An 18,501-nucleotide genomic window follows, 5' to 3' on the forward strand; every position below is an offset into this window, starting at 1 on the left:
CCTGTGGCGCTGAAACATTATCACATCAGTAAAATATTGGACGTCAGTTCGAGACAAGCTCGCCTCGCTAGTCGAAATCTTCGTCCCTCTGCGTCGAGGCTAGCTCGTTGAAATCGAAACAGCAGAAACGACATTTGGCCACCGCGCCGCGGCCCGCCGATGCGAGCGAATTGCTCGCCGATCTCATGGCCAGCCTGCGAGCGGACGATCTCGCGACCGCTGTGCGTAAAATCGACGCATCCCGCGCGCTCGTCGACGGCCACGCCTTCGCGAGCTATCTCGCCGGCCTCGTCCGCGTCTCGCTCGGACAGGATGATGCGGCAATCGACCATTTCGGCAAAGCGATCGCGATCGAGCCCGATCATGCGCAGGCGCTCTATGGCCGCGCGGTGGCGCTGCAAAAGTCTGGACGGCCACAGGCCGCGATCGCCGATCACGCGCGATCGCTGCGGCTCGATCCCGGCAATGTCGAGGGTTGGCTGAATTACGGCGTCGCGCTGCAATTGACGGGACGCAGCGCCGAGGCCGTCGACGCCTATGGGCAATTGCTGACGCGCGCGCCCGGCCATGCGCAGGGCTTCGCCAATCGCGGCCTCTCGCTGCATGCGATCGGCGAGGATGCGCGCGCGATCGAAGATTACGACCGCGCCATCGCGCTTCTTCCCGGCGATCCCGCGCCGCTGCGCAACAAGGCGGTCTCGCTCGCGCGCCTCGCGCGCCATGAGGAAGCGCTCGATTGCTTCGCGCGCGCCTTCGCGCTCGATCCCACATGTCTCGACGCCGCCGATGGCGCGCTCGCGGCGCTCGTCGCCTTGCGCCTCTTCGAGGAGGCCGTCTCCTTCTGCGACACGGTGCTGAGCCTTTCGCCCGACCATGTTCCGGCGCTGCTGACCAAGGCCAATGCGCTGCACGAAACCAAGCGCTACGCCGCCGCCCTCGCAATATTCGACGCAGCCCTCTCGCGCGCGCCGCAGGACCCGAAGCTGCTGACCAATCGCGGCATGTGCCTGTTCGAGCTCGGCCGGCTCGAGGAGGCGCAGTCTTGCGCGCTCGCCGCCATCGCCGCCGATCCGACCTTCGCGCTCGCCTGGCGCTGTCGCGGCATGGTGGAGATGCGCCGCTCCGATCTCGATAACGCCCTCGCCTCCTTCGACGCGGCGCTGCGCCTCGTCGATGATGAGCCGGACGTTCATTGCGGCCGCGGCATCGTGCTGAAGGAGCTCGGCCGCTTCGACGAGGCGCACGCGCAATTTGACCGCGCGCTCGCGATCGATCCGCGCCATGCGGAGACGAAAGCCAACAAGGGCACGCTGCTGCTGCTGCGCGGCGAGTTCGCGGAGGGCCTCGATCTGTTCGAGCATCGCTGGGTGCTCGACGATCGCCCCAAGACAGAGATCGCCTATCGTTGGCCGGAATGGCGCGGCGAGCCGCTGGCCGGCAAATCCATTCTCATTCTCGACGAGGCGGGCCTCGGCGACGCGCTGCAATTCATTCGCTATGCGCCTCTGCTGGCGAAGGCCGGCGCGAAAGTCGCCTATCATTGCCGCCCTGCCCTGCTGCGCCTGATGCGCGGCCTCGGCGAGAATGTCGAGATCATCGCCGCTCCGACGCCAGATGCGGCCTATGACTATTGCGTCACTCTGTGCAGCCTGCCGCGCGCCTTCGGCACGCGCGCGGAGACGATACCGGGCGAGGCCTATCTTTCCGCGGAGCCGGAGCGCGTCGCGATGTGGCGCGAGCGTCTCGCCGGAGAAGGATTGAAGGTCGGAATCGCCTGGCAGGGGAGCGCGCATTCGCGCTCCGACCATGCGCGCGCCGCGCCGCTATCGGCCTTCGCGCCGCTCGGCGCCATCGCCGGCGTGCGGCTCTATAGTCTGCAGAAGAATTTCGGCGCCGATCAATTGCGCGACGCGCCGATGCGCGTCATGTCCTTCGGCGAGGATTTCGACTCCGGCGCCGACGCTTTCGTCGATACGGCGGCCGTCATCGAGAACCTCGATCTCGTCGTGACGATCGACACATCCATAGCCCATCTCGCCGGCGCGCTCGGCAAGCCGGTATGGATCGCGATCAAGCATGCGCCGGAATGGCGCTGGCAATTGGAGCGCGAGGACAGCCCCTGGTATCGCAGCGCGCGGCTGTTCCGTCAGGAGAAGCGCGGCGATTGGAGCGACGTCTTCGCGCGCATGGCGCAGGAATTGGAATCGCTCGCCGCGCCGCGCCGAAAGGCGGCGGAGGCGGACGCCATTCTCATCCCGGGCTCGGTCGGCGAGCTCATCGACCGCATCACCATCCTCGAGATAAAGGCGCGCAAGATCGCCGACGCCGAAAAGCTCGCCAATGTGGCGCGCGAGCTCGCTCTGCTACAGGGACTGCGCGAGGAGCGCGGCTTTATCGGCGGCGCGCTGGATGCGCTGGCGCGCGAGCTCGAGGAGACCAATCTCGCGCTGTGGAACATTGAAGACGATATTCGCAATTGCGAGAAGCGGGGCGATTTCGGGCCGCAATTCATCGCGCTGGCGCGTAGCGTCTATCAGCGCAACGACCATCGCGCGGCGCTGAAGAAGCGCATCAATCTCGCCTGCGGATCTCTGATCGTGGAAGAGAAATCCTACGACGAGGCCCCGCGCGCCTCGTGAGCTTTCGCTGGCGACTGGTCAGATGCCGCTCGACCTCGACGAGAATTCGAAACCTTCGATCAGCATGGGCGGGGCCGAGATCGCCGCGCCGCCCATCTCGGTCTTCACGCGCTCGCTCGCGCCGATCGCCGCTATGCGCGAGAAGGCGCCGTGAAGATTCTCGTTGAAGCGCATGTTGCGCACGGGCGCGACGATCTCGCCATTCTCGATGAGGAAATTGCCGTCGCGCGTCAGCCCGGTGAGCAGCAGGCCGCGCGGCTCCACCATATTCGTGTACCAGAAACGCGTCACCAATATGCCGCGCCGCACGCCGCGGATCATCTCCTCGAGGCTCGTCGCGCCGCCGGCGACGGTGAAATTATGCGCCGCCGGAATGGCGTCTGCGCCGGTCTTCTGCGCCCAATAGCGCGGGCGCGCGAGCGTCTTCAGCACGCCCTTGTCCACCCACAGCCGCGCCTCTTGCGCGAGCCCTTCCTCGCCGAAGGGCGCCTCCGGCGCGATCGGGTCGCGCGGATCGGAGCGCATGGAGAAATCGGCGCTGAACAGAGCGTCGCCGAGCTTGGTGCCGCCCCCGGCGCGCGAGAAGAAGCTGCGGCCCTCGTCGGCCGGGCGGGCGCGGAGCATCCATATCAGCCATTGCGCGAGCTCGCCCACCGCCGTCGGCTCCAATATCACCGTATAGCGTCCGGGCTCGAGATCGAGCGGCTCCTCGTCGCGCGCCGCCTTCAACGCGGCGCGGCGCCCGATGTCGGCGGGATTGAGCTGCGCGACCGAAAAATGGCGAGCGCCGGCCCAGCCGGACCAGCCGTCGCTCTTTTGGCGCGCGGTGGTCGAGAGATCGACGAAGCTCTCGCGATCATAGGCGAAGAGTCCGGCGCTCGAGGCCAGCGCCGAAAAGCGGCGGCCGGCCGCCGCGCAGCCGAACATGTTCACGCCTCGCGCCGTCCCCTCGGCGACGACGCACGCGGTCGCCTCGGCGAGAAAGCGAAGATCGAGCGCTCCGGTCGCCTCGTCATAGCGGGCGCTCTCGGGATAGGTTTGCGCGCCGAGCGGCGGCAGAAATTCGGGGTCCGCCGGCAAGAGGCGCGCGATCTCCTCCGAGCGCGCCACGGCGCGGGCGAGCTCCTCCCATTCGAGCCCGCCGACCGAAACCGAGCCGACCCGCCCGCCGATATGCGATTCTATACGCGTGCTTACGCGCGCCGTCGCGACATTGGTGGTGACGCCGCCGCCGGCGAAGCGCAGGCTCTGCGCCTCCTCGCCGTCGATACGGATCACGCAGGACTCCGCCGCGGACAGGGACCGCAAACGATCGGCGAGGGCGAGTGCGTCGTCTCGCGTCAGGAACATGGCCGGCCTTTCTCATTCGACGTGTCCGGCGGCGGCCGGCGGTCGCATGATAAGATGGTTGTCCGCCGTTCGAAAGCGTCTGGCGCGGCCGCGACTGTGGCCGCCGCGCAACAGCGGCTCGGATATTGGGCCACGGCGGCGCCCGATCATTGACCCGGGAATTACAGCGGACCTATTTTTGCGCTCGATGAGGACATTCTCCTCCATGCGCCTCCCGGCGCGCCGGCTCCTCGCCTGCGCAACGGTGATTCTCGCCCTATTGCAGGCCGTCGCCCTCTTCGGCTCGATAGCGCGCGCGCATGGCGATGTCGGCCTCTCCTCCGCTCTCTCGGCCAACACGCTCTGCGCCGCCGCCCGCGACAGCGACGGAACGCCCCTCGCCCATCACGCCGGCGAGCATCATTGCGTCCTGTGCTCGGATCGCGGCGCCGAGCCGCCCGCCCTCGCGCCCATCGCCGCGCCGCTTTCGCTGCGGCCGGACGGAGTCGCCAGCATCGGCGCGCGGGCGCTGTCGCCGCGCGCGCCGCCGCTCGGCTGGGCGAGTTCCTGGTCCTCGCGCGCGCCGCCATCGGTCTGAAAATCGAATGCCCTCGCCCCTCGGGCGAGCGGCCGGTCTCGACTTTTCGGTTCCATCGCGCTCGCGCGCCAGCCAGGGCGTTTCCTTTGTCTCGATCGATCTCGTCGCGCGGCGATCGGCCTGCGGACGCCAAACCTTGGCGGTTTCGCGAGCTGTTCCTCGCCCATAAGCGTGATCTCTTCGGCTTTCTCGTGCGCAAGGTCGGCGCCGTCGACGCGCCGGATCTGCTGCAGGAGACGTTCCTGCGCATGGTCCGCCACGACCGGCCCGAGACCATCGAGGACCCGCCGGCCTTTCTCAAGCAGATCGCGGTCAATCTGGCCCGCGACTTCGCCCGCCGCCGCAAGACCGAGGAAAGCCACCTCCAATTCGGCGACTATGTGATCGACCCGCCGGCGCCGGAAGCGCCGATCGAGGAACGACTCGATTATGAGCGGCGCTCGGCTCTGCTGAGAACGGCCATCGAGACATTGCCGCCGCGCTGCCGCGAGGCCTTCGAGCTGCATATCTATAATGACGTCCCGCTCGCCGAAGTGGCGCGGCGGATGGACATATCCGACCGCATGGCGCGCAAGCATGTCAGCCTCGCGCTGCGCGCCTGCCGCGCCGCGCTGCGGAGCGAGGCCGAGTGATTTTTTCCCGTTTCGAGGTTCCGCCTCGCGCCAGGGCCGCGTCATCTATACTGTCGCGCGCGGCGCCTCGAGGACGGAAGCAGAGATGACCGGGGATAAGGCGAGAGAACCCGCGCCGGACGAAGCCGGGGACGCCGCGATCGAATGGTTCGTGCGCTTGCGCGAGGGGAAGCTCTCGGCCGAGGAGACGGCCGCCTTCGCGGCCTGGCGCGCCGAGCCGGCGCATGCGGCAGCCTTCGAGGAGGTGCTGCATATGTATGGCCGCCTCGCCGGCATGAGCCCCGCCCGCCGCATGCGGCCGGCGCCGCGCGCCGCGCGCGGGATGCGGGCGGCGGCCCTCGCCTTCGCCGCGGCGGCGGCGGTCGCGGTCTTCGCCTCCTATGACGAGATCGTCATGCGGCTCGAGGCCGACCATTTCACCGGCGTCGGCGAGAAACGGCTGGTGACGCTGGACGACGGCTCGCATGCGCTGCTCGACTCGCGCTCCGCAATCGCTTTGCGCTATTCGGCGGGCGAGCGGCGGCTCCGGCTCCTCTCGGGCGAAGCCTGGTTCGACGTGGCGCCCGACGCTTCGCGCCCCTTCGTGGTCGAGGCGGGCGACGGCCGTATCACCGCGCTCGGCACCGCCTTCGATGTGGCGCTGGAAAAATCCGGCGCGCGCATCACTGTGACGGAGCACCGCGTCGGCGTCGCCAGCGGCGGCAACACCACGATCGTCGAGGAAGGCCAGCAGACCGCCTTCGAGCGCGACGCGCCGGCGCGCGCGCCGGAGAGCGTCGATATCGACACGGCGACCGCCTGGCGGCGCGGCAAGCTCATCGTCAATCGCCAACCGCTCGGCGATGTGCTCGCCGCGCTCGGCCGCTATCATCGCGGCTATATTTATTGCGTCGATCGCGCGATCTGCGCCCGCCGCATTTCCGGCGTCTTCGGCGCGCAGGAGGACGCCCTGCAATCCTTGGCGGAGATCGAGGCCTCGCTCGGCCTGCGCGCCATCCATGTCACCAGCTATCTGATCCTTCTGTATTGAATTTGAACGCTTCATCTGCGCGCGAATTTTTTCGAGCGTAGGAGGTTCCGCTTTTTCCGCCTGCCGCGTCCTGTTCCCGAGAGCCCGAACTCTATGGCGGGCGTTGCGACGGCGGGACGAAATGGCCATGGCGAGGAAGAAGTCGGTAGGCGAGGGCGTGAATATGAGTTCGACGGCGATCGCCTTGGCGCTGAGCGCGATGACGCTCGGCGCAGAGGCTCCGGTGACGAGCGCGCAGGCCTCCATCTCGCCGCAGGAGCGTGACGGGGCGCTGCGCGACTATCGCATTCCCGCCGGCGCCATGGAGACGGCGCTCAACGCTTTCGCCGACCGCAGCGGCCTGCATATCGTCTTCGACGTCGGCCTCACAGAGGCGATGCGGACGCGCGGCGTCGTCGGCGCCTATTCGGTGCGCGAAGGACTCGACCGGCTGCTCTCGGGCACCGGCCTCTCCTATCGCCTGTCGGAGAACGGCCGTTCCGTCTCCATCATTCTCGCGCAGGCCGCGCGCGGAACCATGACCGACGCCAGCGGCGAGGAGCTGCCGCCGATCGACATAGGCGCGGAGCAAAAGCGCGCGAACGGCGTCTCCAATGCGCCGGGCTTCGACGCCGAACGCGCTAGGCAGCCGATCTATCGCGATCCGCCCGGGCAGACAGTCACGACCGTCGATCACAAATTCCTCGAAACGACGCCGATGCAGACTGTGCAGGACATGCTGCAATACAGTCCCGGCGTCTCCATCTCGCAAGGCACGATTCCGCGCGAGCTGCTGCCGTCGATCCGCGGCTCCGGCAATCGCCTCGGCATGACCTATCCTTTCACCGTCCGCAATATCATGCTCTATGAGGACGGCTTTCCGATCGTCACCGCGGACGGCAATGGCCGCACCGACATGCTGGACCCGCACTCCTTCTCCGGCGTCGACGTCTATCGTGGTCCCTCTTCCGCTATGTTCGGCAATTACGCCTATGGCGGCGCGATCAATTTCCGCAGCCTGACCGGCAAGGAGATCGACGGCGTCGAGACCGGCTCGGAATTCGGCAGCTTCGGCTATTTCAACAATTATCTGCGCGCCGGAAAGAAGTTCACCGATCGCGATCTCGGCGATCTCGACATTGCGATCTTCGGCTCCGACACACGCGGCGACGGCTATCTCGCACGCGGCGCGCATGAATTCGACCAGGGCAAGGTTCTGGCCACTTGGACGCCGGTTCCGACCGATCGGCTGACGTTCAAATTTCTCGCCAGCAGCTCCTTCGCGGAATTCATGAACCGCAGCTCGCTGACGCAATTCTACACCAATCCCTATGGCAAGAATGTCAATTGCCGCATAGCGACGCCCGCCAATCTTCCCTTCTGCAACAATCTCTATGTGCCGGCGAACGGCTCCTTCACCAGCGGCGCCTCGGGGCTCTCCAATCAGAGCGTCTGGCAGCTCGGCACGCATTGGCATGTGATGCGCGATATCGTCGGCTTACGCTATGAGCACGACTTCGACAACGCCACCACATGGCGCACGCAATTTTCCTATGATTATCTCGATTACATCAACAGCACCTGGCCGCCGCCGAAGGTCGGCCCCGCTATTTTCGGCGGCCTCGGCGGGCCGGTCGCGATCCGCGGTCCGTCCTATGGCCTCAGCGCCTCCACCGACATCACCAATCACGGCGCGATCTTCGGCCTGCCGGCGACGCATTATCTCGGCTTCTTCTATGACGGTCTCAAAAGCGTCAATCCGCTGTATTCGCAAGTTCCCAATGTGTGGGGTTACGGCGCGATCGGCGGCGCGGTCGGCAATATCGAATCCAATCACTCCAATCTGAGCATTCGCGCGCGCGAAGAGATTGCGCTGACGCCGCAACTCACCGCGGCGATCGGCTTCAGCTCCAATTGGAACAGAATCTCCGGCGTCTACACCGTCTATAATTACGCGAGCAATGGAACCATGACGCGGCCGACGGAGGTCGGCGTCGACAATGACTATTGGAACACGGCGCCGGAGGCTTCGCTCACCTATCGTTACAGCCCGGAATGGCAATTCCGCGCGCGCTATGCGACGGGCTATGGAACGCCGAATTTCATGTATCTCACCAATACGCCGACGGGCGCAGGCAACAACACCTCGCTGAAGGCGCAGACCAATATGGGCGTCGATCTCGGCGTCGATTGGACGCCGACGAAAAATCTGACGGCGAGCGTCACGCTCTATAATGAATGGTTCCGCAACGAGATCCTCACTCAGGCGAACGGTCTCGTCAGCTATCAGCTCAATGCGCCCTCCTCGATCCATCGCGGCGTCGAGGCGAGCGTCGATTGGCGGCCTTTCGATGGTTGGCGATTCATCGCGGCCTATGCCTATAACGACCAGTATTTCACCAATTTCTGGGACAATCTCTCATCGACCGTCTCTTATAATCGCGCGGGAAATCGCATCCCCAATGTGCCGACGCATACTCTGACGAGCCGCGCCGGCTATGACATTCCAGACGGCGATCTCAAAGGCCTCGGCGCTTTCGTCGAATATGTGTTCAAGAGCTCCTACACGATCGACAACGCCAATCTGACGTCGATCCCGGGCTATGGGCTCGTCAATCTCAATGTGCATTACAGCCGCGCCATAGAGGGCAGCTATGTGAAGAACATAGAGATCTATTTCGATGTGAAGAATCTCTTCGACCGCACCTATGTCGCCGGCGCCAATGTGCTGACCAACACGCTGATGACGGGAACCGCCGTGCAGACGCCCGCGACATTGCTCGCCAATTCGACCGGCGCGTCGATCATCGCCGGCTCGCCGCGCGCTTTCATCGGAGGGGTGAAGTTCAAATTCTGAGTGTCACGCGTTCGCGTCGAAGAAGGCCAAGATGCGCGAGCCCCCTCCCCAGCCCTCCCCCGCTACGCGGGAGAGGGAGCAGATTGCGCGCGTCATCGGCGTTTCGCGTCGCCTCGCCGCCTTCCCTCTCCCGCGTAGCGGGGGAGGGTGAGGGAGGGGGCCGTCAGTCGCGCGCCGTGCTAAGCACCGTCACGCCGCGGAAGCGCGCGGCCGGCGCGCCATGGGAGACGGGCGCGAGTTGCATCGGCTCCGCCTTGCCGCAGGTGAAAGTGCCGCAGAGCCTATAGGTGGAGGCGTCGCCGAGCCCATCGAGCGAATTCCAGAACTGTATGGTGCGGCCCTGATAGGCGGCGTCGCGCACCGGCTCGCCGAGCTTTCCATCGCGGATCTCGTAGAACATCTGCCCGCCGAATTGGAAATTGTCGCGCTGCTGATCGATGCTCCAGCTTCCCGCGCCGACGATATAGAGTCCCTTCTCGACGCCGCCGATCAGCTCCTCGAGCTTGCAGGCTTCGGGATTGGGCGCGAGCGAGATATTCGGCATTCGCTGAATGGGAAAGGCCGTCGGATCATCCGCATAGGCGCAGCCATTGGAGCGCTCGGCGCCGATGAGATGCGCCTGACCCAGCGCCATTTGGAAATTGCGGAACACGCCTTTGGAGACGATCTCGAATTCCGCGCGCTCGCGCGGCGCGCCATCATCGTCGAAGGCGACGCTGGCGAGGCCGCCCTCCTGCGAGCGATCGGCCTTGATCGTCATCAGCTCGCTGCCGAAGCGCAGATTGTTCAGCATATGCGGCTTGACGAAAGAGGTGCCGGCGAAATTCGCCTCCCAGCCGAGCGCGCGATCGAGCTCGGTGGAATGGCCGACGGTCTCGTGAATGGTGAGCCAGAGATTGGTGGGATCGATGACCACATCCGTCACGCCCGCCTCGACAGGCTTGGCGTAGAGCTTTTGGCGCGCATCCTCGACCGCCTGACGCGCCTCACCGAGGAGATCGCAGGAGAGCGCATAATCCCAGCCGGCGGCGCGCGCCGGCGCGAGGCTCTCGCGCGACGCGAAACGGCCGGAGGCCTTGTCGATCAGCGTGACCTCGAAAGAGGGTTGCGTGCGCGTGCGCGACTGGAAGATGCGGCTGCCGCGGCTGTCGGCGAAGAGCCGCTCCTCCGTGGCGAAGGCGAAGGACGAGACGCAATAATCCGCGCCCGCCGCCAGCGCCGCCGCATTGACGGCGACGAGCCGCTCGACCTTGGCGGGCGCATCGACCGCGAAAGGATCGACGCCGAGCGGCATGATCCATTCGGCGACATGCGGCTCGGTCTCCTCGATCTGCACGGGTGTGACGCGTATGGACGCGACGGCGCGGGCGTTGTGAATGGCGCGCTCCACCGCCGCGGCTAGAGCGGCCGGCTCCAGCGATCGTGCGCCATAAAACCCCCAGCAGCCGTCGACGAGCACGCGCAGGCCGAAGCCGGGGCTGGCGCGCTCGTAAAATTCGTCGAGCCGGTCTTCCTTGGCCTGGATGAATTGGCGGCGCGTCTCGCCGAGACGAATATCGGCATAGCTCGCTCCGCCGCTGAGCGCGGAGGCGAGCGCCCGCTCGGCGAGAGCGAAGGCGCGAGCGCGATCGAAATGAAAGCGCGGAGCCGCGCTTTGCTTCGTTAGTCGCTGCGCGTCTCGAGGGTTTTGGAGCGTCACGAGCAATCCCTCTCCGTCTGATCGGCTTGTCACTCGTGACAATAGCCTCGCGAGGACGGAGAGGGAAATGCCGGGCAGGCCTCAGTGGAGAATGGTGAAGCCCTGCTTGGAGAAGAGCCGCGCCGCCTCCGGCCCCTTCAGATAGCTCAGCAGCTTGGCGGCCTCTGGATTGGAGGTGCTGGCGGTCAGCGCGATCGGATAGACGATCGGCGCGTGCGACGAGGCGGGGAACGTGGCGACGACGGCGACCTTGGGATCCGAATTGGCGTCGGTCTGATAGACGACGCCGAGCGGAGCCTCGTCGCGCGCGACGAAGGTCAGAGCGGCGCGCACATTTTCGGTCAGGGCGAAGCGGGATTCGAGGTCGTTCCAGAGATCGAGCTTCTGAAAGGCCGCTTTCGCGTATTTGCCCGCCGGAACGGAGGCGGGATCGCCGATGGCCATGCGGCCGCTCTCGCCGAGAGCATTCATGATCGAGGCCTTGTCCAGCGCCAGTTTCTTGATCCCCGCGACCTTGGGGGCAATCATCACCAGCGAGTTGCCGAGCAGATTGGTGCGCGTCTCCGCCTTCAGCAGCCCCTGCGAGGAGAGATAGTCGGCGGAGGCCGTGTCGGCGGACGCGAAAATATCCGCGGGAGCGCCGGACTCGATCTGCTTTGCGAGCGCCATCGACGAAGCGAGGCTGAGCTTGACCTCGACCCCGGTCTTTTTCTTGTACGCGGCGGCCGCCTCCTCGAGCGCGTTTTTCATGCTCGCGGCGGCGAACACGGTGACTGTCTTGGAGCCGCTCGCGTTGTCGGCGCTCGCCGCCGGAGCTTCGGCGCGGACTTGCGGAATATTCAGCGACAGAAAAGCGGCGACCAGCGCCAGACTTGCCATTTTGACCATGAGAACGTCTCCGATGATCGGCCCGATGTGTGAGCCTGACCGTAGTTATGCATATATTCTGCCTAGCCGAGAGTCTTTTGCATGATTTTGCATGAAAAAGCAGCACTCGATCACGACGGCACAGACGCGTGAGCAGCGCTCGCACGCCGGCCTCTATGGTCACTAGGCACGAATCACGAGGTTGGAAGCTCGTATCGCGCGATTGTCGACGGCCGGACGCTATGCTAATTTTCCGCGTCTCGGAAAAAACGCACAATGTCTGAATTTCTCACCACGCGGGAGCTCGCCGCGCTGCTGCGCGTCAAGGAGCGCAAGGTCTATGATCTCGCCGCGGAAGGCGCCTTGCCGGTGCGCCGCGTCACCGGCAAGCTGCTGTTTCCCCGCCTAGAGATCGAGGAGTGGCTGGCCGCGGGCGCGAGCGGCCGGGCTCCGCGCGGCGAAGGCGCGGCGACGCGCCCGCTCGTCGTCGCCGGCGGCCATGATCCGCTGCTCGAATGGGCGTTGCGCGAATCGCGCTGCGGCGTCGCGGCGCTGCTCGACGGCGCGCTGGACGGGCTGGAGCGCGCCGCCGCGGGCGGCTGCATCGCGGCCGGGCTGCATATTCCAGAGCCGGGCGACGGCTGGAATATCGAGACTGTCGAGCGGCGGCTCGCGGGCGAGCCGATCGTCGTCGTGGAATGGGCCAAGCGCCGCCGCGGGCTGATGTTTCGCAAGGGTCTCGCCCGGCGCATCGACGGGCTCGCCGATGTGCGCGACCTCGCCTTTCAATCACGCCAGCCGGAAGCCGGCAGCGAGCTCGTCCTCACCCAGCTGCTCGCGCGGGCGAATATGAAGCGCGAGCATTTGCGCCTCGTTCCCGCCGTGGAGCGCTCGGAAACCGATCTCGCCTCCGCCATCGCCGCCGGCGGCGCCGACGTCGGCCTCGGCCTCGAGGCCTGCGCGCGCCAGTTCGGCCTCGATTTCGCGCCGCAGATCGTCGAGCGCTTCGATCTCGTGGTCTGGCGCAAGGCCTATTTCGATCCGCCATGGCAAACGCTCATGCGCTTTTGCGCGAGCGAGACGTTTCAGGATCGCGCCGCGCGGCTCGGCGGCTATGACCTCTCGCAATTCGGAGCCGTGCGCTTCAACGCGGATTAGAGCGCTTCCGGCCGAAGCGGGCGTCGGTTCGGCGTTGGAAGCGCGTCAAAACAAAGACTCTGGCCGAGCGCGCTGGCGCCCGCCTTGCTGTATCGCTGAAGGAACAGGAGGAGAGACAATGTCGGCTTCCACCGAGGCGACCGCCGAGCGGACGACGCTCGAGGCCGCGATCACGACCTGCGTGCGCGCCTTCTACGACAAGGGCTTGGCCGATCCGCTGCTGGGGCCGATTTTCAGCGCGATCCCCGAGCTCGACCATCATCTCGAGATCATCGCGAATTTCTGGTCCAAGTCGCTGCTGGGCACAGATCGCTACGAGGGCCATCCTTTCGCCGTTCACATAAACCTGCCCGTCGAGCCGGAGCATTTCGCCCGCTGGGTGGAGCTGTTCACGCAATCGGCGCGCGAGAATCTTCCCGCGGCGCAGGCCGAGGAGGCCATCGCCAAAGCGACACATATGTCACAATGCTTTCAAGGCGGGCTGTTTCCCTTCACCGGAGCGGATGGCAAGCCCTCGCGCCTGCCCCCGCGCTGAAGCAGTAGCGCGGCCGCTCAGATCGAGAGGCCGCCGCCGCCTTCCAGAAACGCGTCCCAGGAGAAGGGCGTCCAGCCTTCCGCCTGCATCTCGATCGCGAAGGAGACGCCGCGCGCGATGAGCCGGTTGCGCGCCGTCATGCCGGCGACCTGAGCGCCGGTCGAGGCGGCGATATCGGCGAGCGGCGTGCCTTTGGCGACCGCCCGGCCCTGCTTGATGATGCCGCGAATGCGGCCGCCATAGGGGGCCGGCACGGGAGCGCCGTCGATCTCTCCAAAAGCCTCGCCCGCCTCGACGATATTGCCTATGTCCTTGCGCATTTTGAAGAGTCCGGAGACCGGAGCGCGCACCGGCTCCGCCTCCGGCGGGTCCGCCTCGCAGCTCGGGCCGGGGCCTTCGCCGGGGCGGCGTATCGCGCCCGGATCCTTGCCATAAGCGTCTATGGCGAGATCGCAATTCTCGCCCGGGATCGAGCCCGGCGCGACGCCGATGGTGAGGCCGGCGAGATTTTTGACGGAGAACGGGTCCTTGCGCGGATTCATCTCCGCATCGACGACGACTTCCCAAGGCCAACGCTCGAGAATTTCGTTGAGCGGATGCGTCAGCACCGGCACGAACATGCGGCTGCGCAGGCCGAGCATGAATTCAGCGACGAGATCGGCGCGGCGGGCCTCCACGCCCTCGAGAACGCTGGAGCCGTCGAACCAGGCGTCCGAAAACGTCATCTTACGGCGGAGATCGGGCGGCGGCGCCGCCTCGTGGACGGCGACGATATGATCGGCGAGGAACAGCTCACGCGCTATCGCGGACGCGGTTTCGCCGATGCCGAGAACGAGAACGCAGGAATGTCTCTCTGACATGACGGGCTCACTTCGGCTGAGGTGAAGAGGGATTGAGGACCCTAGCAAGATTCTGGCCTTTGTCGCGAAATCGGCGCCAGCCGGGGCGGCGCGCGCCGCCCCGGCGCGCTGCGCCCGAATGCCGCAGGCGCGGACCGCCAGTCTGGAACTTTTGCAATATAGTTTGGTATACGGCTCGCATAGAACGAAACGTCTCGGGCGGAGACGCCGGCTCGGCCGGCCCATCGATGGCCCGACAAATCGGAAACGCCGCGAGCCGGCGAATATGGAGGACGATGTGCAACCGAATGTTTCTTCAGAGGTCACGACCGAAGCCGGCCATGTTGTCGCGAATATTCCTGTGGCCGTCGAGCCGGTGGAAAAGGACGCCAGCGTCGCGACCGCGGTCGGCGACAGCGTCATCATCATGGTGCGCTTCCGCCCCGATACGACCGTCTGGGAAATCAATGGCCTTCCCGCCCATCTCGACAAGCAGGCCTGGTACAAACTGCTGTGCCAGCGCGCCGGCGACAAATACGAGACGCGCGCCGGCGGCCGCGGCTATTTCCGCCTGACCCGCGAGCAATATGAGGCGATCGCCGCTCGCAATCCGAACTGAGCATTTCGAAGCGGGCGCCGCCGAGCGGCGTCCGTGTCCCGACCGAAAAACCGCCGAAACGCGCCTTTTCAGCGCCAAAACAGGCGTTTTTCTCAGTAAAATGTGAGATTGGCGTATTTCTCGCTAGTTCGGCGATCATGCTGGACAAGACAACGCCGCTCTTTGCGCAGACCCACCATTACGTATCGATTTTCCCGGCGCGCGTGCTGCGGCACGAGCCGGAGGCCGGCCTCTCCACGCTGTTTTTCGCCGGCGGGGAATTGCGCGTGCCTATGGTCGACGCCATCGTCGGAACCGCCATAGAGGTGGAGATCGACGCGCGCGACGTCTCCATCGCCCTTTCACGACCGATGGATGTCTCTATTCTCAATCGTCTTCCCGGCACGATCGTCGAGCTGGATTTTCTGCCGCCGCCCTTCACGCGCGCGCGCCTTTCGCTCGGCGGCGCCCGCGTGGACGCGCTGATCACGCATGAATCGGTCGAACGCCTCGCCCTGGTCGAGGGTCTCTCGGCCTGGGCGATGATCAAGACGGTCGCAGTCAGCGGCCGGACGCTCGATCCCGACGCGGCTCCGTTTCCGCGTCAGTGGCCGACTTCTGGTAGGACCAGTCGAGCGCCCCGATGATCTCGTCCAGCGTTCGCTTGGCCGAATTGGCCGCGTGACGCTCGATCGATCGATAGACGCCGACCAGCCGCTCGCCGAAAGGCGTGATCTCCGCCCCGCCCTCGCGCCGGCCGGGGAAGGTCGCCACCACCGGACTTTCGAAAGTCCGATTGAGCGCATCCACCGAAAGCCAGCATTTGCGATAGGATAGGCCGAGCGCCCGGCTCGCGCCGATGATCGAGCGTTCCTTGCGCAGCGCGTCGATCAGCTCGAGATCCGCGGGAGCGAGAACGCCGCCATTGGGCAGCTTCAAAATAACGCCGACCTGCGGCGCATCCACTTCTGTTCGCATCGTTCCGCGCCTCCTGCGACGCCCCGATCTGTATCGAACAAAATATAGCTGAAAGACGACGATCCTGTCACATTGGCAACAGGATTGTCAGTGGGCGACGAAAGGCCCCGCGATCGGCGTCGCCTCGCGCTTGGCGAGCTCGATGCGGATCGCCCGGCCGACGGCGCTCGCGACCAGCCCCGATCGCTCGTCTATGCCGGTCCATTTGGCGGAGCGCCCGCGCGGATCGATCTCCAGCAGCTTGACCCCCGCCGGGATGTGGAGGCCGTCGCGGATCACCCCGCGCAGCACGCCGTCCAGCGGCGCCGTCACCGGCTCGCCATCCAAATGGCCGACGACGAAGTCCTTGAACACGCGGACGCCGATATCGATCGCCGAATGCCACAGGCCGGGCTTGGTCGAATAGGCGAAACGCTCTTCGCCGACATCGCCGAGTCGGTTCGGCACATGGTCGGCCGGCTCGGTCTCGCCCTCCTGAACGATGAGGCCCGCCTGCGAAGGCTTGGTCTCGATCGCGATGTCGCAATTGCGGCCGACGGCGAAATTCGGCCCGAGGCCGACCGCGACCTTGGCGAGATGCCGTAGATCCGGGGTCGCGCGATATTTCTGCATGCGCGCATCGACGAGCGCATGGGCCGTGCGAACCGCCGCGAGATCGTGGAACTGCAGCGGCGTCACCGCGACCTTGGTCGTGAAGTCGAGGATCTCGACCAGCTCCATGGTGGAATCGGCGCGCTCGGCCTCGACCTCCTCAAGCGTGATGCGCTCGCCATAGAGGCAATCGTGAAAGGCCATCTGGCGGCGGATGACCGGTGGGAAGGCGTCATGGCTCAGCACGCAGGCCCAGCCGATCCGGTTCATATGCACGGCGACCGCCGAGGCGATCTCGTTCGTTCCCAATATGACGGCCAGCGGTCGCTTCCGCCGCGGCGTCTCGAATTCGTGTCGAGGGCGCATCGCTCACTCCTGATCTTCACAGGAGTTAGCAAGCGGCGCGCCAGCGCTCAGGTAATTAGTTTCTGTTTTGATTTCAGCTGTATATGAAATTATGCGACACTGCGACGGGAAGCGCACCTATATTGTCACGTATATAACAGTGACGGTTTTCGCCCGTTTGTCGCCGCATCAGGCGCCCTCGGCGCGAAAATGGACAGCGAGCCAGACGGTCGGCAGGGTCTCATCCGTCCATTCGACCCGATGACGCCGATGCGCGGCGATCTCGAGATAGTCGCCCGGGGCGAGCGTCAGCACCTCGTCATGGCCCTCGAAACGCAGGCCGGCCGATCCGGCGAGCAGGATCACCCACTCGGCCTCCTCCTGATCGTGCCAAAATCCGGGCGGGCTCGCCTGGCCGAAGGAGACGATGCGCTCGACGCGCATGTTCGCGCCGGCGAGCAGCGGCAGAAACTGCTCCTGCTCCGCTTTTTCCGGCAGATCGGCGAAAATATTTTCCAGTCGCATGCGTCTTCCCGCAGCTCGCGCCGCGCCGCGGGGCGTCGCTCTCGCGACTATTCCGCGGCGTCGCGCAGACGCGCGCGGGCGACCGCGCGCAAATCATCGATCGGCGCGAGGCCCTCGCCCGATTCGAAATGCCAGAAAGTCCAGCCATTGCAGGCGGGCAGGCCTTGCACCAAGGCGCCGGTCTTGTGAATCGAGCCGACGATGGCGCCGATCGACAGCGCGCCATCCGCGCGAACGACCGCTTTATGGCGACCCTTGGCGTCGGTGAGCGTCGCGCCGGGAGCGACGAGGCCCGCCTCGACGACGCTGGCGAAAGCGATTCGCGGCTCATTGCGCTTGGAGGGCGCGGGCGCCACCGCCTCGGCCGGAAGCGGAGAAATCGCCGCAATGCGCGCGCGCGCCGCGGCGGCGTAGATCGGCTCGCGCTCTATGCCGAGATAGTCGCGGCCGAGCAGCCGGGCCGCCGCGCCCGTGGTGCCGGAGCCGAAGAAGGGATCGAGCACGAGATCGCCGGGATTGGTGGCGGCGAGCATGATGCGGGCGAGCAGAGCCTCGGGTTTTTGCGTCGGATGCGTCTTGCGGCCACTCGAATCCTTGAGGCGCTCGCCCCCGGAGCAGATCGGCAGCAGCCAGTCCGAGCGCATCTGGCAATCCTCATTGCCGGCCTTCAGCGCCTCGTAATGGAATGTGTAATTGCGCGCAGAAGCGTCGCGCGCCGCCCAGATCAGCGTCTCATGCGCATTGGTGAAGCGACGGCCGCGGAAATTCGGCATGGGATTGTTCTTCCGCCACACGATGTCGTTCAGGATCCAGAACCCGAGGTCCTGCATGATCGCGCCGACGCGGAAGATATTGTGATAGGAGCCGATGACGAAAATAGTGGCGTTGGGCTTCATGGCCCGCCGCGCCGCCGCCAGCCAATCGCGGGTGAAGGCGTCATAGGCTGCGAAATCGGCGAATTTGTCCCAATCGTCGTCGACCGCGTCGACGACGCTCTGATCGGGCCTTGTGAGCTGGTTGGCCAGCTGCAGATTATACGGTGGATCGGCGAAAACGAGATCGACGCTCGCCTCCGGCAGGCCGAGCATGACCTCGACACTGTCTCCGACGACGACCTCGTTACGCGACATCGCGCGAGGCGACCCGAAATTCGACGTCCCAGTACGCGAGACCTTTATCTGGGACTTGGGGCGGGCCGCCCCGACGCGCGCGCTACTCATGAACAATCACCGGCTACGCAACCAACGATGCGAACAATGCCCGATCGCGGTAAAAGCCGGGTTTAGAAAGCCCGTGCGCGGC

The 18,501-nt window shown here is 65.6% G+C and carries 17 protein-coding genes; 9 read left to right on the forward strand and 8 right to left on the reverse strand.

Annotated elements, in window-relative coordinates; all coding sequences use genetic code 11:
* Positions 1-134 precede the first annotated feature (134 nt).
* A complete protein-coding gene (locus tag GYH34_RS16595) occupies positions 135-2,639 on the forward strand; it encodes a DUF6165 family protein (protein ID WP_244635180.1) in 2,505 nt (834 codons plus the stop codon).
* A gap of 18 nt (positions 2,640-2,657) precedes the next feature.
* On the opposite strand, the gene GYH34_RS16600 is transcribed toward GYH34_RS16595, so the two are convergent.
* Positions 2,658-3,917 (reverse strand): metallopeptidase TldD-related protein, encoded by a 1,260-nt coding sequence (locus tag GYH34_RS16600; RefSeq protein ID WP_244635183.1) that lies wholly within the window; start codon positions 3,915-3,917, stop codon positions 2,658-2,660.
* 277 nt (positions 3,918-4,194) lie between these two features.
* Here GYH34_RS16600 and GYH34_RS16605 point away from each other — a divergent pair, with 277 nt between their 5' ends.
* The 4 genes from GYH34_RS16605 to GYH34_RS16620 all read left to right on the forward strand — a co-directional run bounded on the left by GYH34_RS16605 (position 4,195) and on the right by GYH34_RS16620 (position 9,064).
* Entirely contained in the window at positions 4,195-4,566 is a 372-nt protein-coding gene (locus tag GYH34_RS16605) for a hypothetical protein (RefSeq protein WP_161914545.1), read from the forward strand.
* 86 nt (positions 4,567-4,652) lie between these two features.
* A complete protein-coding gene (locus tag GYH34_RS16610) occupies positions 4,653-5,198 on the forward strand; it encodes an RNA polymerase sigma factor (RefSeq protein WP_161914546.1) in 546 nt (181 codons plus the stop codon).
* 85 nt (positions 5,199-5,283) lie between these two features.
* On the forward strand, positions 5,284-6,228 hold the full coding sequence (locus GYH34_RS16615) for a FecR domain-containing protein (RefSeq protein WP_244635185.1): 945 nt from the start codon (positions 5,284-5,286) through the stop codon (positions 6,226-6,228).
* A gap of 127 nt (positions 6,229-6,355) precedes the next feature.
* Positions 6,356-9,064 carry a TonB-dependent receptor gene (locus GYH34_RS16620; protein WP_348983901.1) on the forward strand — a complete coding sequence of 903 codons (2,709 nt, stop codon included), beginning with the start codon at positions 6,356-6,358 and terminating at the stop codon, positions 9,062-9,064.
* Positions 9,065-9,227: 163 nt separating this feature from the next.
* On the opposite strand, the gene GYH34_RS16625 is transcribed toward GYH34_RS16620, so the two are convergent.
* A complete protein-coding gene (locus tag GYH34_RS16625; protein WP_244635187.1) occupies positions 9,228-10,763 on the reverse strand; it encodes a TldD/PmbA family protein in 1,536 nt (511 codons plus the stop codon).
* An 81-nt stretch (positions 10,764-10,844) separates the two neighbouring features.
* Positions 10,845-11,651 (reverse strand): molybdate ABC transporter substrate-binding protein, encoded by an 807-nt coding sequence (gene modA / locus GYH34_RS16630; RefSeq protein ID WP_161914549.1) that lies wholly within the window; start codon positions 11,649-11,651, stop codon positions 10,845-10,847.
* Between the two features lie 255 nt (positions 11,652-11,906).
* Between modA and GYH34_RS16635 the strand changes: the two genes are divergently transcribed.
* Together GYH34_RS16635 and GYH34_RS16640 are read left to right on the forward strand one after the other, a co-directional pair.
* Positions 11,907-12,788 carry a helix-turn-helix transcriptional regulator gene (locus GYH34_RS16635; RefSeq protein ID WP_161914550.1) on the forward strand — a complete coding sequence of 294 codons (882 nt, stop codon included), beginning with the start codon at positions 11,907-11,909 and terminating at the stop codon, positions 12,786-12,788.
* Positions 12,789-12,906: 118 nt separating this feature from the next.
* On the forward strand, positions 12,907-13,323 hold the full coding sequence (locus tag GYH34_RS16640) for a group III truncated hemoglobin (RefSeq protein ID WP_161914551.1): 417 nt from the start codon (positions 12,907-12,909) through the stop codon (positions 13,321-13,323).
* Positions 13,324-13,340: 17 nt separating this feature from the next.
* Here the strand turns inward: GYH34_RS16640 and GYH34_RS16645 are convergent, their stop codons facing one another.
* The gene (locus GYH34_RS16645; RefSeq protein ID WP_161914552.1) at positions 13,341-14,183 is read right to left on the reverse strand and encodes a hypothetical protein; all 843 of its coding nucleotides are present in this window, start codon (positions 14,181-14,183) and stop codon (positions 13,341-13,343) included.
* A gap of 118 nt (positions 14,184-14,301) precedes the next feature.
* On the opposite strand from GYH34_RS16645, the gene GYH34_RS21985 reads away from it, so the two are divergent.
* Entirely contained in the window at positions 14,302-14,781 is a 480-nt protein-coding gene (locus GYH34_RS21985; RefSeq protein WP_244635188.1) for a hypothetical protein, read from the forward strand.
* A gap of 137 nt (positions 14,782-14,918) precedes the next feature.
* Positions 14,919-15,407, forward strand: coding sequence for a TOBE domain-containing protein (locus GYH34_RS16655; protein ID WP_161914553.1), 489 nt, complete (start codon positions 14,919-14,921; stop codon positions 15,405-15,407).
* On the opposite strand, the gene GYH34_RS16660 is transcribed toward GYH34_RS16655, so the two are convergent.
* The 4 genes from GYH34_RS16660 to GYH34_RS16675 form a co-directional block, all read right to left on the reverse strand.
* The gene (locus tag GYH34_RS16660; RefSeq protein ID WP_024880826.1) at positions 15,322-15,738 is read right to left on the reverse strand and encodes a LysR family transcriptional regulator; all 417 of its coding nucleotides are present in this window, start codon (positions 15,736-15,738) and stop codon (positions 15,322-15,324) included. The two genes, GYH34_RS16655 and GYH34_RS16660, sit on opposite strands and share 86 nt — an antisense overlap.
* Positions 15,739-15,825: 87 nt before the next feature.
* Entirely contained in the window at positions 15,826-16,695 is an 870-nt protein-coding gene (locus GYH34_RS16665) for a xanthine dehydrogenase (RefSeq protein WP_174242418.1), read from the reverse strand.
* A 168-nt stretch (positions 16,696-16,863) separates the two neighbouring features.
* Positions 16,864-17,199 carry a cupin domain-containing protein gene (locus tag GYH34_RS16670; RefSeq protein ID WP_161914554.1) on the reverse strand — a complete coding sequence of 112 codons (336 nt, stop codon included), beginning with the start codon at positions 17,197-17,199 and terminating at the stop codon, positions 16,864-16,866.
* A 47-nt stretch (positions 17,200-17,246) separates the two neighbouring features.
* A complete protein-coding gene (locus GYH34_RS16675; RefSeq protein ID WP_282558883.1) occupies positions 17,247-18,419 on the reverse strand; it encodes a DNA methyltransferase in 1,173 nt (390 codons plus the stop codon).
* Positions 18,420-18,501: the final 82 nt, after the last annotated feature.

Origin of the sequence: Methylosinus sp. C49 (assembly GCF_009936375.1) — a bacterium.
Classification (GTDB): domain Bacteria; phylum Pseudomonadota; class Alphaproteobacteria; order Rhizobiales; family Beijerinckiaceae; genus Methylosinus.

Bases quoted from the DNA above. Each gene is read 5' to 3' on its own strand.
- GYH34_RS16605 (WP_161914545.1), top strand. From the start codon at position 4,195: ATGCGCCTCCCGGCGCGCCGGCTCCTCGCCTGCGCAACGGTGATTCTC.
- GYH34_RS16615 (WP_244635185.1), top strand. From the start codon at position 5,284: ATGACCGGGGATAAGGCGAGAGAACCCGCGCCGGACGAAGCCGGGGAC.
- GYH34_RS16620 (WP_348983901.1), top strand. From the start codon at position 6,356: ATGGCGAGGAAGAAGTCGGTAGGCGAGGGCGTGAATATGAGTTCGACG.
- modA (WP_161914549.1), bottom strand. From the start codon at position 11,651: ATGGTCAAAATGGCAAGTCTGGCGCTGGTCGCCGCTTTTCTGTCGCTG.
- GYH34_RS16635 (WP_161914550.1), top strand. From the start codon at position 11,907: ATGTCTGAATTTCTCACCACGCGGGAGCTCGCCGCGCTGCTGCGCGTC.
- GYH34_RS16640 (WP_161914551.1), top strand. From the start codon at position 12,907: ATGTCGGCTTCCACCGAGGCGACCGCCGAGCGGACGACGCTCGAGGCC.
- GYH34_RS16645 (WP_161914552.1), bottom strand. From the start codon at position 14,183: ATGTCAGAGAGACATTCCTGCGTTCTCGTTCTCGGCATCGGCGAAACC.
- GYH34_RS21985 (WP_244635188.1), top strand. From the start codon at position 14,302: ATGCCGCAGGCGCGGACCGCCAGTCTGGAACTTTTGCAATATAGTTTG.
- GYH34_RS16655 (WP_161914553.1), top strand. From the start codon at position 14,919: ATGCTGGACAAGACAACGCCGCTCTTTGCGCAGACCCACCATTACGTA.
- GYH34_RS16660 (WP_024880826.1), bottom strand. From the start codon at position 15,738: ATGCGAACAGAAGTGGATGCGCCGCAGGTCGGCGTTATTTTGAAGCTG.
- GYH34_RS16665 (WP_174242418.1), bottom strand. From the start codon at position 16,695: ATGCGCCCTCGACACGAATTCGAGACGCCGCGGCGGAAGCGACCGCTG.
- GYH34_RS16670 (WP_161914554.1), bottom strand. From the start codon at position 17,199: ATGCGACTGGAAAATATTTTCGCCGATCTGCCGGAAAAAGCGGAGCAG.
- GYH34_RS16675 (WP_282558883.1), bottom strand. From the start codon at position 18,419: ATGAGTAGCGCGCGCGTCGGGGCGGCCCGCCCCAAGTCCCAGATAAAG.